This is a genomic window from Sutterella wadsworthensis 2_1_59BFAA, assembly GCF_000297775.1.
In the GTDB taxonomy this organism is placed as follows: Bacteria; Pseudomonadota; Gammaproteobacteria; order Burkholderiales; family Burkholderiaceae_F; genus Sutterella; species Sutterella wadsworthensis_A.
On sequence record NZ_JH815513.1, the window covers coordinates 85,443 to 110,634 of the forward strand.

Genomic DNA, 25,192 nt, shown 5'->3' on the forward strand with positions numbered 1-25,192 from the left:
TGTGTTCTACTGGATTTTTCCGGTGTTGATCGAATTGTCGCGTCCGGCTCCCGCCGGGCGTCACAAGCGGCCCGTCGGCCGCTCGACAGGAATGAACTCCGACAAATTGTTGTGAAAGTTGGTGTTTAGGGGGCGTACTGATCTTTCTCTAGCAGAGAGGGAGTCGCGGATGATTTTTTCAACTTTTATATACGCTCCCCCCCACATCTATACACGGCGTAAACGATCTTGCAGATATCCTGAAAGTTGTGGCGACTGGAAACTTGTGCCCGTCGTCCATATTCACTCATCAATAGAGAGAGTCCCATGACAGATGACCTGTTTATGATCGCGTTCGCCATCGCACTGGCCTCAGTGCCCTATCTCCTCGTCCGACTGTTGAGCAGTTTCTTTAATCATCAATGAGAACCGCCTCATGTCTCCCATTGACTATTTGTTTGTCGGCACATCCCTTGCGTTGGTTGTCTGGCTCATTGTCGAACTCCTACGCGCGTGACTGACCCATCATGACATCCAATACTTTTTATACCCTTGCCGTCTTCGCCATCGTGCTGCTCATCATCACCAAGCCCATCGGGCTATGGTTGACGCCGATTGCTCAAGGCCGCGCTCCCGCTGTTGTCGATGCAATCGACAGACGCCTTATTTCCGTTCTCGCACCCAGTGGACGTGAGGAATCGTGGCAACGTTATGCCGTTTCGCTTCTTACCTTCAATACACTGGGACTCATTTTTCTATATGTCCTGCAGCGTATTCAAGGTTGGTTGCCGCTTAATCCGCAGGGCTTCGAAGGAGTCGCCCCCGATCAGGCATTCAACACTGCCGTGAGTTTTGTCACGAACACAAATTGGCAAAGCTACGGCGGCGAAATGACGATGAGCTACTTGACTCAAATGTTGGGCATGGGGGTACAAAATTTCCTGTCCGCCGCCACCGGCATTGCTGTTGCCTTCGCGCTCATGCGCGGCTTTTCGCGACATGAGTCCTCAACGATCGGCTGCTTTGCCCATGACGTGATTCGAATCACGCTCTGGGTGCTTCTGCCGATGTGCCTGACGTACGCTCTTTTTCTCGTGAGTCAAGGCGTCATTCAGAACATGTCAGACTACTTGACGGTGACTACACTTGCGGGTGATAGCCAGTCGATTGCCATGGGACCGGTTGCCTCTCAGGAAGCCGTCAAGCTCCTTGGGACGAACGGCGGCGGGTTCTTCAACGTCAACTCCGCTCATCCCTTTGAAAATCCGACCCCCTTAACTAACTTTTTAGAAGCGCTTGCCATTTTCGCCATTCCGACCGGTCTCACTTATGCCTTTGGCCGCATGGTCGGTCATCAACGTGAGGGTTGGATGCTTTGGCAAGTAATGGGCGCCTTGTTTGTGCTCGCCTTTACCGCTTTCGTCTATACCGAATCAACAGGGAATCCGCTTTTGCAGGCCATCGGCGCGGAAGGCTTGAGTTGGGAAGGGAAGGATGCGCGGTTTGATCTAGGTGCCCTGTCACTCTTTTCCACCGTGACGACGTCTGCATCCTGCGGTGCGGTCGCGGTGATGCATGACAGCCTCATGCCGCTTTCAGGCATGGTGACGATGGTACTCATGCAGTTGGGTGAAGTCGTTTTCGGCGGTGTCGGTGCGGGCTTTTACGGCATGATCGTCATGGCTGTCATCGCGGTCTTCATCGCCAGCCTGATGGTGGGACGCACGCCGGAATATCTCGGTAAAAAGATAACGCCGAAGGAAATGAAGCTGGCTGCGCTGACGATGTTGACCGTTCCCTTCATCGTTCTCGCCGGTACCGGCATCAATCTCATGTTGCCGGGGGCTCTAGAAAGCCTCAACAACCCCGGTGCTCACGGCCTTTCCGAAATTCTCTACGCATGGACATCCGCTGCCAACAACAACGGCTCGGCATTCGCGGGTTTGAATGCGAACACCGCCTTCTACAACATCGGGCTTGCGATTGCGATGTGGCTCGGACGCTTCATAGTGATCGTCCTTACGCTTGCGCTAGCCGGCACACTCGCCCGGGAGCGTCATGTCCCGTCCGGCAAGGGCACATTGGACACGGCCAGCCATCTGTTTGCAGGCCTCCTCATCGGCGTTGTGCTTCTTGTCGGTGCGCTTACTTACCTGCCAGTTCTGGCATTGGGACCCGTAGCTGAAATGCTGTCCCTTCTCTAACGCCAAACAAGAATTTAATCATGACATTAAAGAAAAACGAACCGCTCCTTTCCGGAAACCTGATCCGGGAAGCCGCGAAGGAGAGCCTGAAGAAGCTCTCTCCGAAAGCGCAAGCCAAAAATCCGGTGATGCTCATCGTATATCTGGGGAGTATTTTCACCGGCGCCCTTTTCATCTCTGATCTTCTCCATGGAACCGCCGCGAGACAAACCTCTTTTCTGGGTTGGCTCACGGTGTGGCTATGGTTTACGGTGCTTTTTGCCAATTTTGCAGAAAGTCTGGCTGAAGGCCGGGCGAAGGCTCAGGCAAACGCACTGAGGGGGCTTAAAACGGCCACGCCAGCATGCCGCATCCCTTCGAAGCCCGACCTCTGGAATGACACTACTGAAGGCATTATTGTGGATGCCACTCAGCTGCGAAAGGGGGACATCGTTCTTGTGAAGGCCGGTGAAATCATTCCCTGCGACGGAGAAGTGGTGCGTGGCATCGCGAGTGTCAATGAATCGGCCATTACCGGCGAGTCCGCTCCTGTCGTTCGCGAGTCGGGCGGGGACTTTTCCTCGGTTACCGGTGGGACGACCGTGTTGTCGGATTGGATCGTTGTTCGAGTCGAAAGTGATCCAGGCGACAGCTTTATTGACCGCATGATCGCCATGGTCGAAGGTGCAGCACGCAAGCGTACGCCCAACGAAGTGGCACTCACCATTCTGCTCCTCGCGCTCTCCGTTCTGTTTCTTATTGTCGTGGCCGTCATGCTTCCGGCTTCCGTTTACAGCGTCAACGCGAACGGTACCGGAGAAGTCGTGACGCCCGCCATGCTGATTGCACTGCTCGTCTGCCTCATCCCCACTACGATCGGGGGATTGTTATCCGCGATCGGAATTGCGGGCATGAGTCGTCTCATGAGCGCCAACGTCATTGCGCGTTCGGGCCGTGCTGTTGAGGCGGCTGGTGACGTTGACGTCCTTCTTCTCGACAAGACTGGTACGATCACATTCGGCAATCGACGCGCAAGCGCTTTCCATCCGGCGCCAGGCATCACGGTTGAAGCTCTTCGTGAAGCTGCGCTCCTTTCAAGCCTTGCCGACGACACGCCTGAAGGAAAATCCATTGTCGAACTCGCATTGAAGGAAGAACCTTCACTTTCGTCTCTGGGTGCAGCTGAAGACGCCACCTTCATACCGTTTACAGCCCAGAGCCGTATGTCGGGCGTCAACCTTGGATCGCGTCAGATCCGAAAAGGGGCAACGGATGCCGTTGTCCGTTGGGCCAAGGATACGGGGCACGCTGTTGTGCCACAACTGAAGCGTCAGGCCGATGCCGTATCGAGCCGTGGCGCCACCGCGCTCATGGTTGCAGAAAATGGAAGCCCTCTCGGCGTGATAGAACTCAAGGACATCGTCAAACCGGGTATTGCACAACGCTTTGCCGAACTGCGTGAAATGGGCATTAAAACCATCATGGTCACCGGCGACAATCCGCTTACTGCCGCAGCCATTGCTGCCGAGGCCGGTGTCGACGACTTCGTTGCCAAAGCCACACCGGAAAGCAAGCTGCGATTCATTCGCGATCAACAGGCAAACGGCCATCTCGTTGCCATGACGGGTGACGGCACCAATGATGCTCCCGCCTTGGCTCAGGCCGACGTAGCCGTTGCCATGAACAGCGGCACGCAGGCCGCCAAGGATGCTGCGAACATGGTCGATCTCGATTCGAGTCCCACAAAGCTCATCGACATCGTCCGCATTGGAAAGCAGATGCTCATGACGCGTGGGGCACTCACAACCTTTTCGCTTGCCAATGATGTTGCCAAATACTTCGCCATCATTCCCGCCGCTTTTTCGTCAACCTATCCCTCTCTTTCGGTTCTCAATGTCACGGGGCTTGAAACGCCGGAATCGGCCATGCTCTCGGCGGTCATCTTCAATGCCCTCATTATCGTTGCCCTGATTCCAATTGCCCTTAAAGGAGTGCACTACAAGGCTTGGTCAGCCGCTCGTCTTCTTAAGCACAATCTGCTGGTATACGGCCTCGGCGGCGTCATTATTCCCTTTGCTGGGATCAAGCTGATTGACATGGTGATCAACGTTTTTTAAGAAATAGTGAATATGTCCACCTCTTACACGACCGCATCTGTCGGTCTTCGCAAAAGTCTCCTCGAGACATCCGTCGCCTTCGTCTTCTTGACCGCGGTCACTGGCCTCCTTTATCCGGCACTTACGACCGGTATTGCCCAAACGATGATGCGCGATCAAGCCTCCGGGTCCCTCGTGTTCCATGACGGACGTGTTGTCGGATCCAGCTTGATCGGACAGGATTGGACAAAGACGCCCTTTTTCCAAACCCGTCCCTCGGCCGTTGCCTACGACGGAGCTTCGAGCGGTGCGTCCAATCTGGGTCCGACGAATCCGAAGCTCATCAACGACGTGCAATCCCGCGTCAAAGCATGGCAGACTCTTCGAGGTGATACAACGCCTGTCCCGGGGGACCTTGTGACGACATCGGGGTCCGGCCTTGACCCGCACATCAGCCGCGCGGCCGCTCTCTATCAGGTGCCCGTTGTGGCGCGGCGGACGGGGCTCTCCGAAGCCGCCCTTACGGCACTTATTGAGGAGCATGACGAATCCGGGCTTTTCGGACGACACCACTACGTCAATGTTCTTAACCTCAACATCGGCGTACAATCCCTCTTGCGCAAGGCCTCTTAACCTATCCTCCATGCACTCTGACGAAGACCGACGCCCCGACCCAGACAGCCTTCTCAAGGTCGGACAACAACGCATCAGGGGCCGCCTGAAACTCTTTCTCGGGGCGGCTCCCGGTGTTGGTAAAACGTATGCCATGCTGACCGAGGCGCATGAAAAACGCCGCGAAGGACTTGATGTTCTCATCGGCTGGGTCGATACACACGGCCGTCGAGATACCGAGGCGCTTTTGAACGGTCTCGACGTCCTTGCACGCGCCAATGTTCGCCGTGGGGCATTTCTTGCGGAGGCGTTCGATATTGATGCCGTCATCCGCCGCAGGCCTGCGCTTGTCGTGATCGACGAGCTTCCTCACAGCAATCCGCCCGGATCTCGTCATCCGAAACGTTGGCAGGACATTGAAGACATTCTCGATGTCGGGATCGATGTCTATAGTGCGATGAACATCCAGCATCTCGAAAGTCTCAACGACATGGTTGGAGCCATGACGGGCGTAGCGGTAAAGGAAACCATCCCGGACCGCTTCTTCGACGAAGCCGATGAGGTGCGCCTTGTCGATCTTCCACCGGACGATTTGCTGCGTCGCCTTGAGGCGGGGAAAATTTATCTTCCGGGCTTCATCGAACGCGCCAAAAATCACTTCTTCAGAAAATCCAATCTCATAGCCCTTCGTGAACTATCCCTTCGCCTGATGGCTGAAAGGCTGGAGAGCGAAGTCAGAGAGCACCGTACTCTCTCTGCGGATCCTGCGGTTCGCGATGCTGTTACGGGGTTCGTGCTGGTCGTCGAGCGTCCAGACGTACAGGAGGTGATTCGAGAAGCAAGCCGACTGGCTCGGAATTTCTCTGGCGATTGGCATGTCCTTTGGCTCGGCAAGCCGGGAGAATCCCGTGAACACCGGTGCAGAGTTGCCGAAACGCTCGCCTTTGCGGAAAGTCTGGGTGCCGTGACGGCCATGACGAGCGGCAGCTTTGCAGCCGAAGTGTCCGCTTATGTGCGGGAGCACAATCTCTCCATGATCGCAATTGCTGACATGGGACTGCTCGCCACCATGCGGCGTCGTCATTTGTTGAGACATGTCGCCCCCAAAATCACGTTTGTTATTCTCTCGAGCAACACCGAGAAGCCATCTATTTGGGATTCACTCACAAGCGCTTTTCGAACGGATGCAGACGACGTCAATTACTCCGGCTATGTTGTTTCCGCCGTTTCCAACGTACTCTTGGCCGGCCTCTTTTCGTGGTTGATGCCATGGATTCAGCCGACCAACTTTGCGATGTGTTATCTGCTCGTTTCTTTCTTGGTCGCCATCCGTTACGGCATGCGTCCCGCCGCATTCGCAGTCGTTCTGTCGATCGTCTGCTTTGACCTGGTGGCGGTCGCGCCTTTGGGATCGTTTGCTGTTTCTGATCTACAGTACCTCTTTACCTTCTTTGTCATGCTCACTGTCGGCATCGTGTCCGCCCGACTTGTCGCTAAAAGTGAGACGATCGCCCGAGAATCACGTGAACGCGAGGCTCAAATGAGCCTGCTTTACGAAACCGCCCGTTCCTTTGCCGGCTTCATGGATCGCGAGTCGCTCTATCGAGAGGCTCATGAAGTCATGACGACGCGACTGGATATTGCGCTTGAAATTTGGGAGCCTGACTCGACCAATGGGTTCATTCGCATGAACCATGCCTTGGCGAATGCCGATCCCGCCCTCATGCAGTTGGCCGTCGATCACCATCGCCCGACAGGATGTGCCACCACAACGTTGAGCGAGGCTGAATACCTTTATATTCCGCTGGTGGGATCCACCGGAGACGTCATTGCTGTCGCTGTCTGCCGCCTTAACAGCCCAGATCAGTGGACGGATGCTCTTTCCAGACGTCTGATTGAGGCACTTCTCACATTGCTGGGACAAGCCCTCGAACGTCTCTGCAATCAGGACGAAGCGAGAAAATCCCTGACAAATCTCGAAAACGAACGCCTGCGGCACACCCTTGTCCGTTCGCTCTCACACGATTTGAAAACGCCGCTTACAACGCTCGCGCTTGGCGCCGAAAGCGTCCTCGAACATTTGAAGAACAAGGATACGGACCGTGCGTTTGACGAGACCATTCAGCTCATCAAGTCATCGGAAGGCATGTCCCGCATGGTGAATAACATGCTCGACATGGCTAAGCTTCAGAGCGGGAGCTTCAAACCCAATATGACTTTTTTCCCTGCGGATGAACTAGTAGCCGGAAGCATCGGTCTTCTCAAAGAACGACTTCGGGACTTCCATCTCGACATTCGACTTCAACCCGATATTCCCTTGCTCTATGGGGATCAAGTGCTTTTGGAACGACTTCTTTACAATCTCATTGACAATGCCGTCAAATACTGTCCGTTCGGCAGTCGAATCCTCGTGGAAGTCGCAAGGCGTGCTTCAACCATCATGTTGGCCGTGCACGATAATGGTCCCGGACTTCCGGCAGGTGATCCGCAAAAACTTTTTGATCCGTTCCGCAGAGGGCAAAAAGAAAGCAAGATAGCCGGCGTGGGACTTGGACTTGCCATCTGTCGCTCGATCGCGCGTGCTCACAACGCCGATCTTCTGGCACTTCCTTCGCCCATGGGCGGAGCCAGTTTTTTGCTGATGCTTCCTTTGGTGGAGCCGCCGGATATGGAAGACGAGGACGCCATTCTTGCCAAACTTGATGCCTCCTCCCTGCTGTAAAACCATCGGAGTCCGTGATGCCCAAGCCCCGAATTTTGTTTGTTGAAGACGAAGATTACATTGCCCGAGTTATCAAATCGAGTCTGGAAGACGCCGGATACGAAGTCTTTCGAGCCAACTCGCTTGTGCAGGGACGAGTCGAAGCGGCAACACGCTCTCCCGAGCTTCTGATTCTTGACCTTGGATTACCAGACGGAGACGGCACTGATCTCATTCGTACGCTCCGCTCCTACAGTAGCGTACCGATCATCATTCTCTCGGCGCGCTCGGGCGACGACGCCAAAGTCGAAGCGCTTGACCTTGGCGCTGATGACTACATCTCCAAACCCTTCAGCATGATGGAATTGCTCGCCCGGGTGCGCGCACACTTGCGGCGCGCGGCTGGCGATGGTTGCCGCAATGCCGTATTTACATTCGGTGACGTAACTGTTGATCAGGCACGCGGCGTTGTGCTCAAGGGCAAGGATGAAGTTCATCTCACCAAGCTCGAATTTAGACTGCTCTGCGTACTCATTGCCGGTAGAGGACGCGTACTCACGCACCGACAGCTCCTCGCCGATGTCTGGGGGGCTGCGTATGTAGAACGTCCGCACTACCTTCGTTTATACATGGCACGACTGCGTCAGAAGCTCGAGAGTAACCCGACCGAACCTCTATACTTCATGACGGAAACGGGTGTTGGCTATCGGCTTAAAGTTTAACAACTTCCGCGGAATTCCCCATCCAATGCGAAGCGTTGGGTGGGGATGGATAGCGGGCCGAGCGTTAGCTCGGCAATTTCTGCCCTTGAAGAAGCCATGGTTCGAGACGCCGCATCCGGCTGGATGGAGGGCGAGCTTGACGACGGCAGAGCCATTCCGTTGCCAAGCGACATCGAAAAACATCTGCAGAACAAAGATCATCAGGACTGCGCATGGATGCTTGTCGACATCGACATGTCCAAGCTGTCTGACAAGACTGAGCGCCTGAACATCTGCCTTCCCTCTCTCGCTCTTCGCCGTCTTGACTCTTTGGCAGCCAACCTCGCAAAGACTATTTTTTCCCTGAAGGACTGAAAAAGGCTCCCGACTTCCGGGAGCCTTTTGTTTTTCCTCGTCTATTCTCGAAACCTTCCACAGCGACTGAACTACGGAAGGATTCCTCTACTCAGAGCGTGTGAGTGGCTCTCACTTGTTGCCGCCGAACCACTTGGCGTAGATCTTGTCGTAGGTGCCATCGGCGCGGATTTCGTCGAGGGCCTTGTCAAGACGGGCGCGCAGCTTGTCGTCGCCCTTGCGGATGGCAAAGCCGTAGTTTTCCGCCTTCAGGACACCGGGCACTTCGCGCAGGTTGAAGTTGGCGGAGGCCTTCTGAGTCAGGAAGTACTCGTTGACGGGCTTGTCGTTGACGATGGCCTCGCACCCCTTGTTGTTGAGCTCGAGGAAGGCCTCACCCGCCGAATTGAAGGTGCGGATTTTGGCGCCCTTGATCTTAGACATGAAGACGGAGCCTGAGGAACCGATTTCAGCGCAGAGCACCTTGTTCTCCAGATCCTTCACGCCCTTGATGGAAGCATCGTCCTTGCGGGCCATGATGGAAAGCCCAGATTCATAGTACGGCTTCGTGAAGTCGACCTTGGCGGCACGCTCCGGCGTAATCGTGAGGGCGGAGACCGCCACGTCGATGGATCCCGACATCAGGGCGGGAATGAGGCCGTCAAGCCCCATGGAGAGAATCTGGGGTTCGAACCCGGCGCGCTTGGCCACCTCGTCGATCAGATCGATGTCGAAGCCGACGTACTTGCCTGAGTTGGAGTCGAGGAATTCGAAAGGAGGATAGACGGTTTCACTGCCGACGCGCAGTGTTTCGGCTCCGGCCTGAGTGCCGACAACCATAAGAGCGAGCGCAGCCGCTGCGACGAGCTTCTTCATGTTCATACCGAAGGTTCCTTTTCCTGTGTTCTACTGGATTTTTCCGGTGTTGATCGAATTGTCGCGTCCGGCTCCCGCCGGGCGTCACAAGCGGCCCGTCGGCCGCTCGACAGGAATGAGTGTATCCGCCTGAATTTCCCTTGTGACAGAACTAGGCCATCAGACCTAGGCGATTGCACGTAGCACGGTTCGCCGCGATCAACCGCGCCCTGCAGTATCCATTGGATTCATATCAGGGGGGCGGCTTGGCGTCCTGAGGCCGCGAGGCGTAAGATAGTCGTCACCTCATTCAGTGCACCAGCCATGCAGAATTTTCACGAACTGATTCAGGGCTTCCACAACTTCAAGGAAGACTACTTCCTCCGCGAGCGCGAATTCTTCAGCAGCCTCGTCCACGGCCAGAGTCCGAAGACGCTCGTCGTAGCCTGCTGCGACTCGCGCGTCGACCCCGCCATTCTGATGGGGTGCCGTCCGGGCGACCTCTTCGTCGCCCGAAGCATTGCCGCGATCGTTCCCGATGTCGAGAAGGCAGGCGAACATGATGCGGTCGTCTCCGCCGTCGAATACGCCGTGAAGCACCTCGACGTGCGCAACATCATCGTCATGGGACACTCGAACTGCGGCGGCATTCACGGCCTCCTGCACCCTGAAGTCGTCTCGAAGGAGCCCTACATCTCTCGCTGGCTCTGCCTCGCCCATCCCGTCCTCGAAGAACTCGAGCATGAGGATCCCGACGAACCCGCCGACGTCCGCGCACGACGCTGTGAGGAAGGCACCGTACTGCAGTCCATCGACAGCCTGCTCTCCTACGACTGGGTCAAGTCCCGCGTCGATGCAGGCACGCTCGCACTCCACGCCCTCTACTACGACCTTGCCAGCGGTACCATGTACGTCTGGAATGCCGAAGCGGAGGACTTCGAGGCAACCAAGCTCTCCGAGCTCTGAACAAGCTGCGCAGACTTTTCCGCGCCCGGCCCTCGCACCGCGAATTCTCTCCGACTGAACTCCTAGCTTCCAGACTCCAACAACGGGAAACATTTCACATCATGATCAAGCCAATCGATCTAGACCGCGCATATAGACTTTTGAACATCGGCGCCACGACGCTCGTGAGCGCGGCTCACGAGGGCGACGCAGACATCATGGCCGCCGCCTGGGCTACAGCTCTCGACCTGACGCCGTGCAAGGCCACAGTCGTCATCGACAAGAGCCACTACACCCGCAAGCTCATCGAAAAAAGCGGTTTTTTCGCTCTGATGATTCCAACTGCAGCCATCGCTCCGATCGTCATGAATCTCGGTACGGTCAGCAAGAACGACAATCCGCGCAAGCTTGAGGAATGCGGTACTTGTCTCGTGACGCTTCCCGAATATGACATGCCCTTGCTCGAAGGCTGTGCCGCCTGGATCGTCTTCCGCGTCGTGCCCGAGTTGCACAACCAGGAAGCCTACGATCTGTTCATTGGTGAAGCCGTCGCCGCCTTTGCCGACGATCGCGTCTTCGTCAACGGCCGTTGGAACTTCGAAGAGGCTCCCGACGACTTGCGAACGCTGCACTACGTGGCCGGCGGCCATTTCTACACCATTGGCGACGCGCTTGAAGTTCCGGCCTCCGCCTGAGTCAAGATGCGGCTTTTTGCTGAAAGCCCGGAAATCAAAAAAGGAGTTGAGCCAGTGCCCAACTCCTTTTGCATTTCTCCCTATTGGGGCAAAGCCCTTCCGCCCGTCATCGCCTCGGGAAGAAGAGGTCGATCGCCTTCACGGGAGATGCGGGCGTCAGCCTTGAGCCAGCAACGAAGAGCACGGCCGCCACGACCATGCAGGGTGCGATGGCATGCGCGCCTCCCATCGGAATCTTGAAGATCGTGACGGCGAGATAGAAGGCGATGCTGCCCGCAACGGAAACAAGTGCACCTCCTGCCGTTGCGCCGCGCCAGAAAAGACCGCCGATCAGCGGCATCAGGAAGGCGAGTTCAAGGCCGCCGAACGCAAAGAGATTGATCCAGGCGATGACGTCAAGAGGCTCGAGCGCCAGAATCAGCGCAAGGAGTCCGAGCGCCCCCGTCATGAGCCTCGTCGTCATGCGAAGCCTGGCCTCGTTGCGGCCCGCCTCTGGGCGGTGAAAGAGCACGAGGTCCTTCATGATGGCGGAGGCGGCCGCGAGAAGAAGCGAACTCACCGTCGACATCGTGGCGGCCAGAGGGCCGATGAGCGTCACGCCCGCCGTTACGGGATCCATGTAGTTGGCGATCAGGTAAGGCATCACGGCGTCCGTCGTGCCGCCCATCTCGGAGAGAGGCACGTCGAGCATGCCTCGGGCAAAGACGCCCATCACGGTCATGCCGATCATGAGCGCCCCACAGACGACGGTCGAGACGATCATGGCCTGATGCAGGTCGGAGGAGCGGCGGTAGCTCATGCAGCGCACGGCCGACTGGGGCAACCCGAGCGTGCCGAAGCCCACGAGCACCCATGCGGACAAAAGCAGCGACGTTGCTAGCGCGCCGCCCGAGGTGGGCGAGAGCAGCACGCCCTCACTGCCCGCCCCGCGGGGAGCTGCTGCGGCGACGTTCGCCATCACCTGGGCGAGTCCGCCGCCCGTCTCGAGGATGTTCCAGCCGAGCGCGCCCATGCCCACGAGCATCAGAACGGCGCAGGCCGTGTCGGTAACGGCCACGGCCCTGAAGCCGCCGAAGGCCGTGTAGAGCACGGTGACGGCGCCGAAGAGCACGAGCCCCCAGCCGTAGCTCACGCCCGCGGCCTTCGAGAAGATCTGTGCGCCGCCGATGAACTGACCGATCATCATCGTCGTGAAGAAGACGAGCATCAGCACTGCGAGCAGCGCCGCAAGCGTCCGTCCGCCCCGGCCGTCGCCGTAACGTGCGCGGATCATGTCGATGACGGTCAGCGCCCCCGCGGCGCGCGAGACGACGGCCATCTTCTTGCCGGCCACGCCGAGAATCAGAAAGCCCGCGATGATCTGCGGCGCGGCGAAGACCACCCAGCCGAGGCCGAGTTGCCAGGCAAGGCCGGGCCCCGAAACGAAGGAGGAGACGGATCCGTAGGTCGCAACGAGCGTCATGGCGAGCACGAAGCCCTTGAGGCTGCGGTCGCCGAGGAAGTATTCGCCTGCAAAGCGGTTGCGGCGACCCGCGCGCTCGGCCCAGAGCGAAAGCCCCATGAGCATGACGAGAAAGAGCGCGATCGGAAGGAGAATCAGGAAGGTGTTCGTCACGACTGATCCTCCCCGCCGGCCTTCTCAAGGTTCCCCGCCGAGTAGCCGCGGGCGGCTTCATCAAGGTCGATGTCGGTGAAACAGCGCTTCACGAGCACCCAGACGGCCGCGACGCTGACGAAATAGCCGCCGACGCAGGATGCCATGAACCAGACGGGCATGGAGAGGATCGTCATATCCGAATCCTCAAGGAGCCACACCGCCGCCCAGAAGTACGCCATCGTGAAGGCCGCGGCGGCGAGCGTGGCCGCCGCCTCGCGCCCCGAAGCGCGAAGTGCGCGGTCATAGAGAGTGCGGTCCGGCGACACGGCGTCCCGGACCTCGTTGTTGTTCGTCATTGACGATGTTACCTCCGGCCCTCGCCCATGAGGATGACGACGGCTTCTTCGGCGTCTTTGCGCCATTGGGGAAACACCCCATCCTTGTTGTCAGTGTGTGTGATGGACGGGAGCGAGTTTGATGCCCGCTTCGCGGATCAGACGCCTGAAGAGCGTCAGATCCTCCCAGGCCTTGGCCTTTTCATCGGGAGCTCGAAGCAGGTAGGACGGATGATAGCTGACGACGGCCTTCGTGTCGAAGTCGCCGATCGTCACGTCGTGCACACGTCCTCGCTGGCTGCCGATCGAAGCGTCGGGTCCCAGACCGAGCAGCGTCTGCATGGCGAAGCGTCCCATGATGAGAAGCACGTCGGGGCGAACGAGAAGAAGCTGCCTGCGCAGATAGGTTGCGCAGCAGGCCACCTCGGCGGGCGCGGGATTGCGGTTTCCCGGCGGGCGGCACTTGAGCACGTTCATGATCGCGATGTCGCGGCGGCGCTCGATGCCGATACTCTCGAGCATCTGCGTGAGCAGCTGGCCCGACTTGCCGACGAACGGAATGCCCTGAAGGTCCTCCTCGCTGCCGGGCGCCTCGCCCACGAGCGCAATGCGCATCCCGGGACCGCCTTCGGCGAAGACGACGTGCTGGCGGCTTTTGGCCATCGAGCAACAGGTGCATGCGCCTGCAAGCCCTTCAAGCGTCGCCCAGTCAGCCTTTTCACAGGCGGCGACAACTTCGGGCGGAAGCACGAGTGCGGGCGCCTGCGGGGCGCTTGAAATCGGTTCGGCGACGGGACGAACGACGGGGGCGGGTCTCGCGGGTGCGGGACGGGGCGCGAACTCGGGAGGCATTCCCGGCGGCAGTGCGGTGGATCGTGCGGCGGGACGCGGCGCAGGCCTCGAAGGAGCAGCGGGCGCGGCGGAGCGAACGGCCGGTGCGGGCTGCCTGAGCTCGGCGCGAAGCGCGGTTTCGGCAAGCGTCACGTCTTCGGTCTCGCGCAGAATCCACTGCGGACCGATCTCGAGGGCGTCCCACATCAGGCTGTCGGCGGCGCTCAGCATGCCTCACCTCCGAATTCAAGCGTCATCAGGACCGCATGCTCGCGGCCTTCGGCCGTGCGGTAGTAGTTCTTGCGAAGACCCACGCGCACGAAACCCGAGGTTTCGTAAAGACGGATCGCACGCTCGTTCGATTCGCGCACCTCGAGGTGGCAGCGCGTGCACTTCCGGGTGCGCATCGCATCCGTCATCCTGTCGAGCATGGCGCGGCCAAGCCCCCTGCCCTGCAAGTCGGGACGAACGCCAATCGTAAGAAGCTCCGCCTCGTCAAGCACCGGCATCACGACGGCCCACGCGCCGATCGAGCCGTCATCGAGCTCGAGCACGTCGCAGAACCAGCCGTTCCTGAGCACGTCGGCAAAGTCGCCCACCGTCCAGGGGGTCGGCTCCACCATCGCCTCGAGGGCGGCGAGGACCTCCTCGTCGCCATGCCTCACGGACCTGAAGCGGAGTCCGTCCGTCACAGGCGCTCTCCCCTCGCACGCTCCTGCATCGTGAGCGCAACACGGTCGCGCACGTAGAGCGGAGAGGCAAGCGCGGGGATCATCGTACGGCCCTCAGCCTCGTCTGCGAGGCCGAGACGCGCGATGCGCATCACCATGTCTTCGGGAATTTCGTGAACGGGGAAGCCTTCGGGGAGGTTGAACGCCTCGGCATAGACGCCGGCGGCGGAGCCGCAGAGCGCATCGACCTTCGCCTCCTCAAGCCAGCGGCGCGCATCGGCGGGCTTGACGAGTTGCGGCGCAAGCACCTCGCGCACGCCTCTCGGGCCCTCGACCACCTCATAAAGGGCGGAATAGGCCTCCTGCATGCGGGCGTCGTTCATGACGGCAAGGCGCGTGCCGGGCGCGAGCTGCGCGGCCTCGGCCGCCGCAAGCGCGTCGGCCTCGAGATTGCACACGGCGGCCACGTCGGTCCTGAGCGCCCAGGCGATGCCCTGAGCGACGCCGCAGGCGACGCGAAGGCCCGTGAAGCTGCCGGGGCCTGCACCGAAGGCCGTGAGCGCGATGTCCTTCTTTTCCGCGCCGCATTCGGCGAGGAGCTCGTCGATCATGGCGAGGATGCGCTCGGCATGCTTGTTGCCGACCGTCTCGGACTTCCAGGCCGAAACTTCGCCGTCGCGACTCAGAAGGGCCGCGCTGCACCGCTGGTGCGCCGTATCAAGAGCAAGAATGAATGAAGGCATGACCGTCCAGTTGTTTTCTGCAGGCCTCGAAAAGGCCTCCGAACGCCCGAAATCGGCGTCCCACAATGAATTTGATCATTATACCATCGAGCCTCCGGCGCCCCTCGGAGGCACGAAAAAGGCCGTCCACCCCTGCGGATGAACGACCGTTTTGCCTTGTTTGGCTTGCTGTGATCGAATCTCCGGCCGCCCCTGCGTACGGCTTGCCGTCCGAACGTCTATCGGGCCGAGGCGCCGGCCGCATAGGCCGCGCGGCCTTCGCCGCTGCCCGTGAGCTGAACGTGGAATTCCGTGATCTGCTGACGAAGGAGCTGACGTTCGTCGCGACGCAGCTTGCGCGTCTCCTTCGACATCACGGCCCCCGCCTGCTCGCTGCAGAAGCGCTTTCTGAGCTTGTCGCGGTCGGCTGCGGACATTTCCCTGCGCATGTCGCTGCGCTCGCGGGTGCTCATGCTGCGCCAGTGCATGGCGCGGGAAACCTCGTCGAGATAGGGCCACAGGTGCGCACGCTCGCTCGCGGACATCTCGGTCCACTGGCGGATGCATGGCGCCTCGACCTCCTGACAGTGGTCCCCGAGACCCGCAGCGGGCTCGGCCCCGGGCATGGCGGCCGCCGAACTGCATCCGAGGCAGCAGAGCACGATGATGGCGCTGTTTCTCATAAGCTAGCTTCCCGTCATGAAATCTGCAGACGAATTTTCCGGCCTTCGCCTCAAAACGCCTGCGCCGTTGTCGTTCAGGGACAGCCCGCCATTTGGCGCACAAGGGTTATCCCCAACCATGTTCGCGGGATGGGTTCGAACCACCGGGCCCGACCGTCTCCCGACCCCGCACCGTCAATATACAGTTCGCCGCTCTTCTAGGCAGAAACCATGATTTAGGACCTGTTAACAAGAGGCTGATTTTGTAACACGATTTTGTTTTCCTTCCACGAGGCATTTGTAACAGGCGACAATGGGGTCATGCAAAAGAGTGTCCAAAAGGCACGGCTTACTGTCCGACACGGCTTTCGCGGCAATCCCGCCCGAAATTCCGATTTGCAACGGACGCTGATTCCGGAGAACCACCGTGGAACGCAATCCCAAAATTCTCGTTGTTGACGACGATCCCCGACTTCGCGACCTTCTGCGCCGCTATCTCGGCGAAAACGGCTTCCAGGTATTCGTGAGCGAAAACGGCGCCGCGATGAGCCGCCTCTGGGTTCGCGAGCACTTCGACGCCCTCATTCTCGACCTGATGATGCCGGGTGAGGACGGCCTTCAGATTCTGCGCCGCCTTCGCGCCGCCAAGGACATGACGCCCGTCATCATGCTCACCGCCCGCGGCGAGGACGTCGACCGCATCGTCGGTCTTGAGCTCGGCGCCGACGACTACATCGCCAAACCCTTCAACCCGCGCGAACTGCTTGCCCGCATCCATGCGGTGCTCCGCCGCCGTCCGGCGGGCGACGCCCCGGGCGCTCCCTCGCTGGAAAACGAGACGGTCCGCTTCGGCGAGTTCGAGCTTGACCTCGGCACCCGCGTACTCAAGAAGAACGGCGAGGTGCAGCCGCTCACGACCGGCGAGTTCGCCGTCCTCAAGGCCTTCGCCCGCCATCCGCGCCAGCCGCTCTCCCGCGACAAGCTGATGGAAATGGCCCGCGGCCGCGAATACGAGGCCTTCGACCGCTCGCTCGACGTGCAGGTTTCCCGCCTTCGCAAGCTGATCGAACCCGATCCCTCCAAGCCGCGCTACCTGCAGACGGTCTGGGGCCTCGGCTACGTCTTCATCCCCGACGGCCACAGCTGATCGCCGGGACCGCATCAGGCCAGTTCTGAGAAATTCTGAAAGCTCCCGTCCGCCACAAGCGGCGGGAGCTTTTTCCGCAGTACAGAACCACTACACTTTCACCAAACGGTTTCAACCCACACCTGCCGGACACACTCATGCTTTCCCTACGCAGCAACCATCGCCCGAGCCTCTTCTGGCGCACCTTCATTCTGCTGTGCGGCCTCATCTTCTTCAGCGTCGTCGGCTGGCTGCAGAGCTTCCGCGTGCTCTCCGAACTTCCCTACTCGCAGGGCGTCGCGCAGCACATCGTCTCGACCGCAAACCTGACGAAGTACGCGCTCGTGACGGCCGACCCGCTCTTTCGCGTCGACCTGCTGAAGCTTCTTGCCGCCCGCGAAGGCCTTCTTCTCTCGCCGCGCGATGCGACCGACAAGGTCGTCGTCCTCTCGGGCGACGGCTTCAACGGCCTCATCGAGCAGCTCGTCAAGCACCAGCTCGGCCAGGACACGATCCTCGCCTCGAGCGTCAACGGCGTCTCGGGCCTCTGGGTCTCGGTCGACATCGACGGCGACGCCTACTGGATGCAGACCGACAGCGGCATCCTCAATCCGCCGCTCGGCACCGCCTGGCTCTGGTGGGCGCTCGCTGCCTGTCTTGCCAGCCTCTTCGGCGCCACGCTCCTCACCCGGCACGTGATCGATCCGCTTGCCAAGCTCTCGCAGGTGGCCGCGCAGCTCGGTCAGGGCAAGGTCCCCGATCCTCTTCCTGAGGATGCGGGCACGGCCGAGATCCAGGCCGTAAACATGAGCTTCAACCGCATGGTGCAGGACCTGCGCCGCATGGAGGCCGACCGCGAGCTGCTTCTCGCGGGCGTGAGCCACGACCTTCGCACGCCGATCACGCGCCTGCGCCTCGAGGTCGAGCTCGCCGACCTGCCCGAGGACTCCCGCACCGCCATGGTGAGCGACCTTGAGCAGATGGAGAACATCGTCAACCAGTTCCTCTCCTACGCGCGTCACAGCCATGAGGAGCAGGAGCTCGTCAACCTGGGCGAGGCCGTTCAGAACGCCATGTCCAACGCCAGGCTTGCGAGCGACTCGACCGTCAAGATCACGAGCCACATCGCGCCCAACGTCTTCATCGTTGCTCACCCGCTCGAGCTCTCCCGCGCCGTGCAGAACCTCTTCACGAACGCGATGCGCTACGGCCGCAGCGAGGACGGCATCCTCAGGCTCCACATTACGACGGGCCTGACCGACAACGGCAAGAACGCCATGCTCACCGTCGGCGACGAGGGCGCGGGCCTTCCTGAAGACCAGCGCGAGCGCGTCATGCGACCCTTCGAGCGCGGCGAAAGCGCGCGAAGCGGCGTGACGGGCACGGGCCTCGGCCTCGCCATCGTCGACCGCATCGTCCGCCGCTCGAGCGGCAGCGTGCAGCTCGACAGCATGGATCCGCACGGCCTTCTGGTGCGCGTAGGCTTCCCCGCCGCCGATCCCGCCGCCATCAAAGCCAAGGAGGAGAAGCGGGCCCGCGAACAGGAGAAGCTTGAGAAGAAGATGCTCAAGGAATTCCAGAAGAACCAGCCCGCAGCCCCCGCCGATCACGTCGACGAAGACCCGAAGGCGTGATGCAGGAACAAGCTGAAAGCACCTGAAACACGAAGGGGTCGCTCTCACGAGCGGCCCCTTTCCCTGTTGGAACGGGCTTCAGATTCGCCTCAAGCCATCCTGCTCATCAGCACGACGGCCTGAGCCATCATGCCCTCCATGCGTCCGACGGCGTCCATCCTCTCATTGGTCTTCGCCTTGACGTTGACCACCTCTTCGGAGACGCCAAGCGTCTCGGCGAGCGAGGCCCTGATGGCGGGCATGTGGGGGCCGATCTTCGGGCGTTCGGCCACGATCGTCGCGTCGCAGTTGACGACGGTCCAGCCCTTCTGTCTTGCGAGCGCCACGACGGCCCTGAGGAGCACGCGGCTGTCCGCGCCCTTCCACTTCGGATCCGAGGGCGGGAAGTGCTGTCCGATGTCGCCGAGGGCGGCAGCGCCGAGCACGGCGTCGGTCACGGCGTGCAGGAGCACGTCGGCGTCCGAGTGGCCGTCAAGGCCGAGTTCAAACGGAATCTGCACGCCGCCCAGAATGAGCGGACGGCCTTCGACCAATCGATGGGAGTCGTATCCCTGACCTACTCGGAAGGGCACCACGGCGCCGTCTCCTAAGATGAGGCTCGCGAGCACGCCGTCGGCGGGTTCGGTCACCTTGATGTTGGTAGTGCGTCCCGGCACGATCCTGACGGGACGGCCGAGCCTCTCCATGGCGCTCGCCTCATCGGTGATCCCCGCGAGGTCGCCCGAAAGCGCCTCGACGAGGTCGTGCACGCGGAACATCTGCGGGGTGGCCGCGCGCCACAGATCCGAGCGCGGCACCGTCTCGAGGATCATGCGGCTCTTGTCCGCACGCTTGATCGTGTCGGCGACGGGTACGGCGAGGATGCCGCCCGAGACACCGCCGTCGGCGAGCACCTCGTCGATGAGGCGGGCGGCCTCGCTCGGCTTCAGGCAGGGTCTCGCCGCATCATGCACGAGCACCCACGCGTCCCTGTCGAACCCTGCGTTGAGAAGGCCGTTGACGACCGACTCCGCACGCTCCCTGCCGCCGCAGCGCAGCACCCTGACGTTTTCAGGAAAGTGACGCGCCACGTCGTCGATGTAGGGATCCGTCGGGCTCACGACCACGACGATCTCGCCCATGCGCTCGACGGCTCGAAGGGCGCGCACCGTGTGCACGAGCATCGCCTCCGAGCCGAACTTCATGTACTGCTTGGGAGATCCGAGCCCCATGCGGCTGCCGACGCCGGCCGCGCACACGAGCCCGACCACCTTCGTGGCTTCACTCATCCGTTTCTCCTTCTTGTCCCGTGGCCTCCGCAGGCGCGGCAGACCCTGATGGGCACATTGTACCGAGGCTTAGCTACAAAGCGTTTTCCCGCAGGAAGAGCACTTTGAACGGACCTTCCGCTAATATCGAAAGACATCCGCCTATTTTCAACACATTTTTCCACGGAGGGAGGCTTTTATGCAGTCGCTCATCCACATGGCCGGGGGCATCGCCCTCCTGCTCTGGGGAGCCTACATGGTCAAGACCGGGATGCTCCGCACCTTCGGCGTGGCCCTCAAGGACTTCCTCTCCGTCCGACTCAAGAACCGGGCCATCGCCATGGCGTCGGGCACGACGCTCGCATCGCTTCTCCAGAGCTCCACCGCCGCCACGCTCATCGTGGCGAGCATTCAGGCCGAAGGCTTTCTCACCACCAACATGGCCTTCGCGACGATTCTCGGCGCCGACTTCGGTTCGGCCCTGATGACCCGCGTGCTCACCTTCGACCTTTCGTTCCTGTCGCCGCTCTTGATTTTCATCGGCACCTGCCTCTTCTTCATGCGCAAGGCGGACACGCGTCAGGGCCAGTTCGGCCGCATCCTGATCGGCCTGGGCATCATCATGCTTGCACTCAGCCTCATCGTGGCCGCCACGATGCCGCTGCGCACGAGCACGGAGCTCGCGCCTCTCTTCCTCGAGATCTCCCACTCGCCGATCCTCGCCGTACTACTCGGCCTGTGCCTCGGCTTCGGCTGCTTCTCGAGCCTTGCCGCCGTGATCATCACCTCAGGCCTCGTCACCGCAGGCGTCATCCCCGTCTCCACGGGCCTCTGGGTGGCGCTCGGCGCGGACATCGAAAGCACGATCCTTGCGCTCATGACCACGATGACCGCCTCGCGCATCGGCCGCCGCGGTCCGGTCGCCAACACGATGTGGCGCACCGTGACGCTTTCGTTCACGGCCCTGCTGCTCGCAACGTGCCCCTTCATCGCCGAGGGCTTCGGCACGATCCCCGACAGCGTCATCTACTTCCACGTCACGCTCAACCTGATCATCTCGGGCACGGGCCTCTTCATCATCAAACCCTTCGCAAGGATTGCCGACCGCATCATCCCCGAAAAGAAGGCTGATGCCAAGACGGGCGGCGAGGCCGCAGACCTCTTCGCGAAGGAAAACCTGATCTCGAGCGGCATGTCCCTCAACGTTGCGCGCACGGAGCTGCAGCGCATAACGGGCGACGTCCGCAACTTCTGGCACGACATCGAAATCATGCTCCGCATCAATCCCGCCGACGGCGAGATCCTCATCCTGCATGATCGCGGCAACTACATCAACCAGCGCACGAGCACGATGACACGCTACCTCGGGCTCGTCATGCGCGGCCAGCTCACCACGGCCGAGGCGATCGAGTGGCAGTACCTCAAAAACGCCAACGGCAGCATCAAGGTCGCCCTCAACACGATCGACCGCATCATCACGGTCATCATGAACGAGAAGTGCCGCAAGAACCGCTCGTTCACGCCCGACGGCCTCAAGGAGCTTCAGGCCCTGCATCACCGGGTCGGCGTCTGCCTCGAGCAGCTTGCCATGATTCTCGCCGAGAAGGACCTTGAGAAGCGCCGCGCCCTCTGCAACACGCTCAACAACGAGCGCGAGGCGATCCTGCGCGACAGCTACGAGCTGACGCTGCGCCACATGGAGCGCGTCTCCCGCGGTCTGTCGGGCGCCATCGACACCTCCGCCCTGCACCTCGAGCTGCAGTCGCTCTTCAACCGCGTCGTCGGCATCATCGGTTCGGCCGCCTCCATGGACTACGGCACTCCCAACGATCCCGAACCTCAGGGCTGACACCCGCTCGAATCCCCGTCCAATGGCCCGGTCTTCATTGAAGCCGGGCCATTTTTGCACCCATTTTCCGAGGATCTTCGGGCCCGTTTCGGGCCCATTTCGGACCATTTTCAAAGTATTTCGGATTACCATGCCGCCCCTTCGGGGAAGGCTTATCGAGACGCTTTCCCCTTGCATTCAATTGGAACACAGGGATTTACACGATTTCATTCACTTCAGCGAACATCATCCGCGCGGATTAAGCCGCCCATCACTTGGGGTTAACCCTTTGAAAAATGATTCGTTTTCGGTCCTTTGATTCTTCAAAATTCCCTCAATTCATTTTTTCGACGGCGCCCGTCGCGGGACGCCTCGCTCAGACTTTCAATTGACAGGAGTTTTCCGTTGAAGAACCCGACTTTCAAGATTGCCGCCGCTGCGATGATGGTTGCCGGCGCCTTTGCCACCCAGACCTACGCCGCGGGCTTCCAGCTCTCCGAGCAGTCCGCCATCCAGATGGGCCGTGCCATGGCCGGCGCCGGCATCGTGGGTGACGACCTTTCCGCCGTTCACTACAATCCCGCCGGCATGACGCTTCTCTCCGGCACGCGCATGCAGGCGACGGGTACCTGGGTTGCGGTCAATCTTGACTACGAAAGCCGTGACGGCTCCGTCACGGAAAACGGCCGTCTCAAGGGCCAGACCATTCCCGCCGGCTTCATCACCCACCAGATCAACGACAGCCTCTGGGCCGGCCTTGGCCTCACCGTCCCGTACGGCATGGGCACCGAATTCGATGAAAACTGGGGCGGCATGGACCGTGGCACCGAGTCCATGATCCTCACCTTCGACATCAACCCGAATCTGGCCTGGAAGGTCAACGACAAGCTCAGCGTCGGCGGCGGCATCTCGCTCCAGTACGCCAAGGCCGAACTCGGCTTCGGCTTCGACGTTCCGAGTTTCAAGACGGCAGCCCATGCCAACGTTAAGGGCGACAGCTGGGCCTGGGGCTGGAACGTGGGCATGATGTTCCAGCCTGTCGAGACCGTCCGCGTCGGCCTCGCCTATCGCTCTCACATCGCGCACAACGCCGACGGCCACACGACTCTCGACATCAACGGTATGGGTTCTCTGACCAGCGACATGAAGGTCCGCATCAAGACGCCCGACACGATCACGCTCTCCGCCACGTGGGAGGCCACCGACGCGCTCCGCCTCTCCGGTACGGCCCGCTGGTCCAAGTGGTCGAACTTCAAGTCCCTCTCTCTTGACAACAGCGGCTTTGGCTCCGCGCCTGAGATCGATCAGATCGCGGCTACCCATTCGACCATCACCAACAATTGGGATGACACGTGGTTCTTCTCCGTCGGCGCCGACTACAAGCTCAACGGCCAGTGGACGGTCCGCGGCGGCGTGGCCTACGACCAGGGCCCCGTTGAAAACCAGTACCGCATGGCCGTCATTCCCGACACCGACCGCGTCTGGTTCTCAGGCGGCGCATCCTACAAGTACACGGACAACCTGACGTTCGACTTCGGCGCCACCTACATCAAGGGCGTCGGCGACAAGGAACTCGTGTCCGCCAAAGAGAAGGCCTCCGGCGAATTCAAGTCGCTCGACTCCTACATCTTCTCCGCCCAGATGCAGTACCTGTTCTAAGAGGTGTGTAGCACTTTAGTGCCACCCCCCTGCGCATGAAAGCGGGGAATTAAATTAGGGCGTACAACCACGGTTGTACGCCCTAAAATCTTATGGGGGACAGTAGTTGCTCGGTGCTGGATGTGCGATCCCTTCGCGTTTCTAAAATGAGCCTGCGAGTATCGATCCCCTGTCTGAGCGTCATTGCTCGAATACTAAATAGACCTTGTTGACAAAGTCTTCATAGGCTACTAACTCGCAGACTGCCCCCCATGCTTCAACTATACATCGGAGGCAGTTATGCGTGCCAAATGCAACGATGACCTCTCAACCGTCAACTTCAGCACGATAGGACTGGACGTTCACAAAAATCGTCTGGTCGCTTGCGCCGTTCATGTTCAGCACGACGCCAAAGGGCGCGAGGTCCATGAAAAGGAATACTTCGAATCCACCGGCACATACTCCGGTAGACAACGACTTACCGAATGGTGCTCTTCACAGAACGCCGACTTGATCCTTATGGAGAGCACCGGCATTTTCTGGAAGGCGCCTTTCCGTGATCTTGAAAAAGCTGATTTGCATCCAGTCCTCATCAATCCGCGAATCTTTAATCGTGGTTCGGACAAGCGCAAAACCGACAAAAGTGATGCCACATGGCTGGCCAACCTTGCTCGCCTTGGCCTCTATCGAGCCTCGTTTATTCCAGCAGAACCTTACCGTTCGCTGAGATTGGTTCAGTCCCAAATCAAATCGCTTGTTGCTGAACGTCAACGCCTCAAAAATCGCCTTGTGAAAGTCCTGGATGACTCCGGGTTCAGATTTACGGTTGCTTTCGCCGACATCGGCGGCGCTTCCTCCCAAAGTCTCATCGCCGGCATTCTGGAAGATGCACCCCGAGAAGAACTCGCCCTCATGATTGATCCGTTGTGCAAAAAATCAATCGAGGAGATCCTGGATGCCGTTTCCGGAGAACTATCCCAAATTAACAAGGACATCGTCCAATCAATCCTGAGACTGATCGAGACGCATACCAAAGAAATCGAAACTCTCGAACAAACGGTCATCCGTGAATTGAAGAAGTGCGAGAAAGTCAAACAAAACATTCGCCTAATGACGACTATCCCGGGCGTCAGTGAAAAATCTGCGCAGTTGCTGATGTCAATGATCGGACCGGACTTCGTAGAAAATTTTTCCTCGCCACACGCTTTTGCTCGTTGGCTGGGCGTATGCCCGGGAAATAACGAATCGGCCGGACAAATCAAAAGCGGAAGGACTCCTCATGGGCAAAGGTTAATCAAAAAGGTGCTTACCGAATGCGCTCAAGCAGCGTGTCATACCAAAGGCTCACATCTTGCCGTCCTATTCGGAGGGTGGAAGCACAAGGGATTCTGCAAGGCCGTTATGGCAGTAGCTCACAAGCTGGCATTGCTGATCCACTGGGTGGTTGTGAATCAGAAACCATACATCGACAAAGAGTTCGATTACACAGGCGTCTTTAAACAGGATGGTCAACGCCGGCCTCGGTGGATTCGCGCGTTAAGGCGTTATGGGCTGATGACACTTGCAGACGTCGAAAAGGAAAAAGCCGCTCGAGGATGGATAATCGCTAAGGCATAAGCCACTTCATACTTGGAGTTGCCCTTAATCCTGAATCAGCACACACAATCGGGGACACAGGCCGGGCGAGTCCATAGTAATGCCCCATCAACATAGGAATCGAGTATTCCTACCGGGGGTGTTTTTTCTTTTTGGTTTCCGGCGCTTCCGCTTTCATACTAAG

21 protein-coding genes are annotated in these 25,192 nt (G+C 59.6%); 13 read left to right on the top strand and 8 right to left on the bottom strand.

Features of this window, described 5'->3' with window-relative positions; genetic code table 11:
* The first annotated feature begins 506 nt into the window (after positions 1-506).
* From kdpA to HMPREF9465_RS00375, 6 genes are read left to right on the top strand one after another with little or no spacing between them, the layout of a single operon-like run.
* Entirely contained in the window at positions 507-2,183 is a 1,677-nt protein-coding gene (gene kdpA / locus HMPREF9465_RS00350) for a potassium-transporting ATPase subunit KdpA (RefSeq protein ID WP_005433007.1), read from the top strand.
* Positions 2,184-2,203: 20 nt separating this feature from the next.
* Positions 2,204-4,279 carry a potassium-transporting ATPase subunit KdpB gene (kdpB, locus tag HMPREF9465_RS00355; RefSeq protein ID WP_005433009.1) on the top strand — a complete coding sequence of 692 codons (2,076 nt, stop codon included), beginning with the start codon at positions 2,204-2,206 and terminating at the stop codon, positions 4,277-4,279.
* 12 nt (positions 4,280-4,291) lie between these two features.
* Entirely contained in the window at positions 4,292-4,891 is a 600-nt protein-coding gene (gene kdpC, locus HMPREF9465_RS00360) for a potassium-transporting ATPase subunit KdpC (RefSeq protein ID WP_005433011.1), read from the top strand.
* Positions 4,892-4,901: 10 nt separating this feature from the next.
* Positions 4,902-7,592: a sensor histidine kinase gene (locus HMPREF9465_RS12620; RefSeq protein WP_005433013.1), complete on the top strand. Its 2,691-nt coding sequence runs from the start codon at positions 4,902-4,904 to the stop codon at positions 7,590-7,592.
* Between the two features lie 17 nt (positions 7,593-7,609).
* Positions 7,610-8,293, top strand: a complete 684-nt coding sequence (locus HMPREF9465_RS00370) for a response regulator (protein ID WP_005433014.1) — start codon at positions 7,610-7,612, stop codon at positions 8,291-8,293.
* 45 nt (positions 8,294-8,338) lie between these two features.
* Positions 8,339-8,647, top strand: a complete 309-nt coding sequence (locus HMPREF9465_RS00375) for a type II toxin-antitoxin system HicB family antitoxin (RefSeq protein ID WP_081579384.1) — start codon at positions 8,339-8,341, stop codon at positions 8,645-8,647.
* A 111-nt stretch (positions 8,648-8,758) separates the two neighbouring features.
* Here HMPREF9465_RS00375 and HMPREF9465_RS00380 read toward each other — a convergent pair whose 3' ends face one another.
* Positions 8,759-9,508, bottom strand: coding sequence for a basic amino acid ABC transporter substrate-binding protein (locus HMPREF9465_RS00380; protein WP_005433018.1), 750 nt, complete (start codon positions 9,506-9,508; stop codon positions 8,759-8,761).
* 297 nt (positions 9,509-9,805) lie between these two features.
* Between HMPREF9465_RS00380 and HMPREF9465_RS00385 the strand changes: the two genes are divergently transcribed.
* Both HMPREF9465_RS00385 and HMPREF9465_RS00390 read left to right on the top strand, forming a co-directional pair.
* Positions 9,806-10,447 (top strand): carbonic anhydrase, encoded by a 642-nt coding sequence (locus HMPREF9465_RS00385; RefSeq protein WP_005433021.1) that lies wholly within the window; start codon positions 9,806-9,808, stop codon positions 10,445-10,447.
* A 101-nt stretch (positions 10,448-10,548) separates the two neighbouring features.
* Positions 10,549-11,121 carry a flavin reductase family protein gene (locus HMPREF9465_RS00390; RefSeq protein WP_005433022.1) on the top strand — a complete coding sequence of 191 codons (573 nt, stop codon included), beginning with the start codon at positions 10,549-10,551 and terminating at the stop codon, positions 11,119-11,121.
* A gap of 106 nt (positions 11,122-11,227) precedes the next feature.
* Here HMPREF9465_RS00390 and panF read toward each other — a convergent pair whose 3' ends face one another.
* From panF to HMPREF9465_RS00420, 6 genes are all read right to left on the bottom strand, one after another.
* Complete coding sequence (panF, locus tag HMPREF9465_RS00395; protein ID WP_005433024.1) at positions 11,228-12,736, bottom strand: sodium/pantothenate symporter; 1,509 nt, start codon at positions 12,734-12,736, stop codon at positions 11,228-11,230.
* Positions 12,733-13,074 carry a YhdT family protein gene (locus tag HMPREF9465_RS00400; protein WP_005433026.1) on the bottom strand — a complete coding sequence of 114 codons (342 nt, stop codon included), beginning with the start codon at positions 13,072-13,074 and terminating at the stop codon, positions 12,733-12,735. Before HMPREF9465_RS00400 ends, panF begins: the two co-directional genes overlap by 4 nt.
* A gap of 90 nt (positions 13,075-13,164) precedes the next feature.
* Complete coding sequence (locus tag HMPREF9465_RS13860) at positions 13,165-14,115, bottom strand: uracil-DNA glycosylase (RefSeq protein ID WP_005433028.1); 951 nt, start codon at positions 14,113-14,115, stop codon at positions 13,165-13,167.
* Positions 14,109-14,576 (bottom strand): ribosomal protein S18-alanine N-acetyltransferase, encoded by a 468-nt coding sequence (rimI, locus tag HMPREF9465_RS00410; RefSeq protein ID WP_005433030.1) that lies wholly within the window; start codon positions 14,574-14,576, stop codon positions 14,109-14,111. Before rimI ends, HMPREF9465_RS13860 begins: the two co-directional genes overlap by 7 nt.
* Entirely contained in the window at positions 14,573-15,298 is a 726-nt protein-coding gene (tsaB, locus tag HMPREF9465_RS00415; RefSeq protein ID WP_005433032.1) for a tRNA (adenosine(37)-N6)-threonylcarbamoyltransferase complex dimerization subunit type 1 TsaB, read from the bottom strand. The genes rimI and tsaB overlap by 4 nt, the downstream gene beginning before the upstream one ends.
* A gap of 218 nt (positions 15,299-15,516) precedes the next feature.
* Positions 15,517-15,960: a hypothetical protein gene (locus HMPREF9465_RS00420; protein ID WP_005433034.1), complete on the bottom strand. Its 444-nt coding sequence runs from the start codon at positions 15,958-15,960 to the stop codon at positions 15,517-15,519.
* A 406-nt stretch (positions 15,961-16,366) separates the two neighbouring features.
* On the opposite strand from HMPREF9465_RS00420, the gene ompR reads away from it, so the two are divergent.
* Together ompR and HMPREF9465_RS00430 are read left to right on the top strand one after the other, a co-directional pair.
* Positions 16,367-17,086 (top strand): two-component system response regulator OmpR, encoded by a 720-nt coding sequence (ompR, locus tag HMPREF9465_RS00425; RefSeq protein ID WP_005433035.1) that lies wholly within the window; start codon positions 16,367-16,369, stop codon positions 17,084-17,086.
* A 137-nt stretch (positions 17,087-17,223) separates the two neighbouring features.
* Positions 17,224-18,699, top strand: a complete 1,476-nt coding sequence (locus HMPREF9465_RS00430) for an ATP-binding protein (protein WP_005433037.1) — start codon at positions 17,224-17,226, stop codon at positions 18,697-18,699.
* A gap of 89 nt (positions 18,700-18,788) precedes the next feature.
* On the opposite strand, the gene ispF is transcribed toward HMPREF9465_RS00430, so the two are convergent.
* Positions 18,789-19,967, bottom strand: a complete 1,179-nt coding sequence (gene ispF, locus HMPREF9465_RS00435; protein ID WP_005433039.1) for a 2-C-methyl-D-erythritol 2,4-cyclodiphosphate synthase — start codon at positions 19,965-19,967, stop codon at positions 18,789-18,791.
* A gap of 178 nt (positions 19,968-20,145) precedes the next feature.
* On the opposite strand from ispF, the gene HMPREF9465_RS00440 reads away from it, so the two are divergent.
* From HMPREF9465_RS00440 to HMPREF9465_RS00450, 3 genes are all read left to right on the top strand, one after another.
* The gene (locus HMPREF9465_RS00440; protein WP_005433040.1) at positions 20,146-21,795 is read left to right on the top strand and encodes a Na/Pi cotransporter family protein; all 1,650 of its coding nucleotides are present in this window, start codon (positions 20,146-20,148) and stop codon (positions 21,793-21,795) included.
* 384 nt (positions 21,796-22,179) lie between these two features.
* Positions 22,180-23,433 (top strand): OmpP1/FadL family transporter, encoded by a 1,254-nt coding sequence (locus HMPREF9465_RS00445; RefSeq protein WP_005433042.1) that lies wholly within the window; start codon positions 22,180-22,182, stop codon positions 23,431-23,433.
* A 279-nt stretch (positions 23,434-23,712) separates the two neighbouring features.
* Positions 23,713-25,029 (top strand): IS110 family transposase, encoded by a 1,317-nt coding sequence (locus HMPREF9465_RS00450; protein ID WP_005433045.1) that lies wholly within the window; start codon positions 23,713-23,715, stop codon positions 25,027-25,029.
* Positions 25,030-25,192 lie beyond the last annotated feature (163 nt).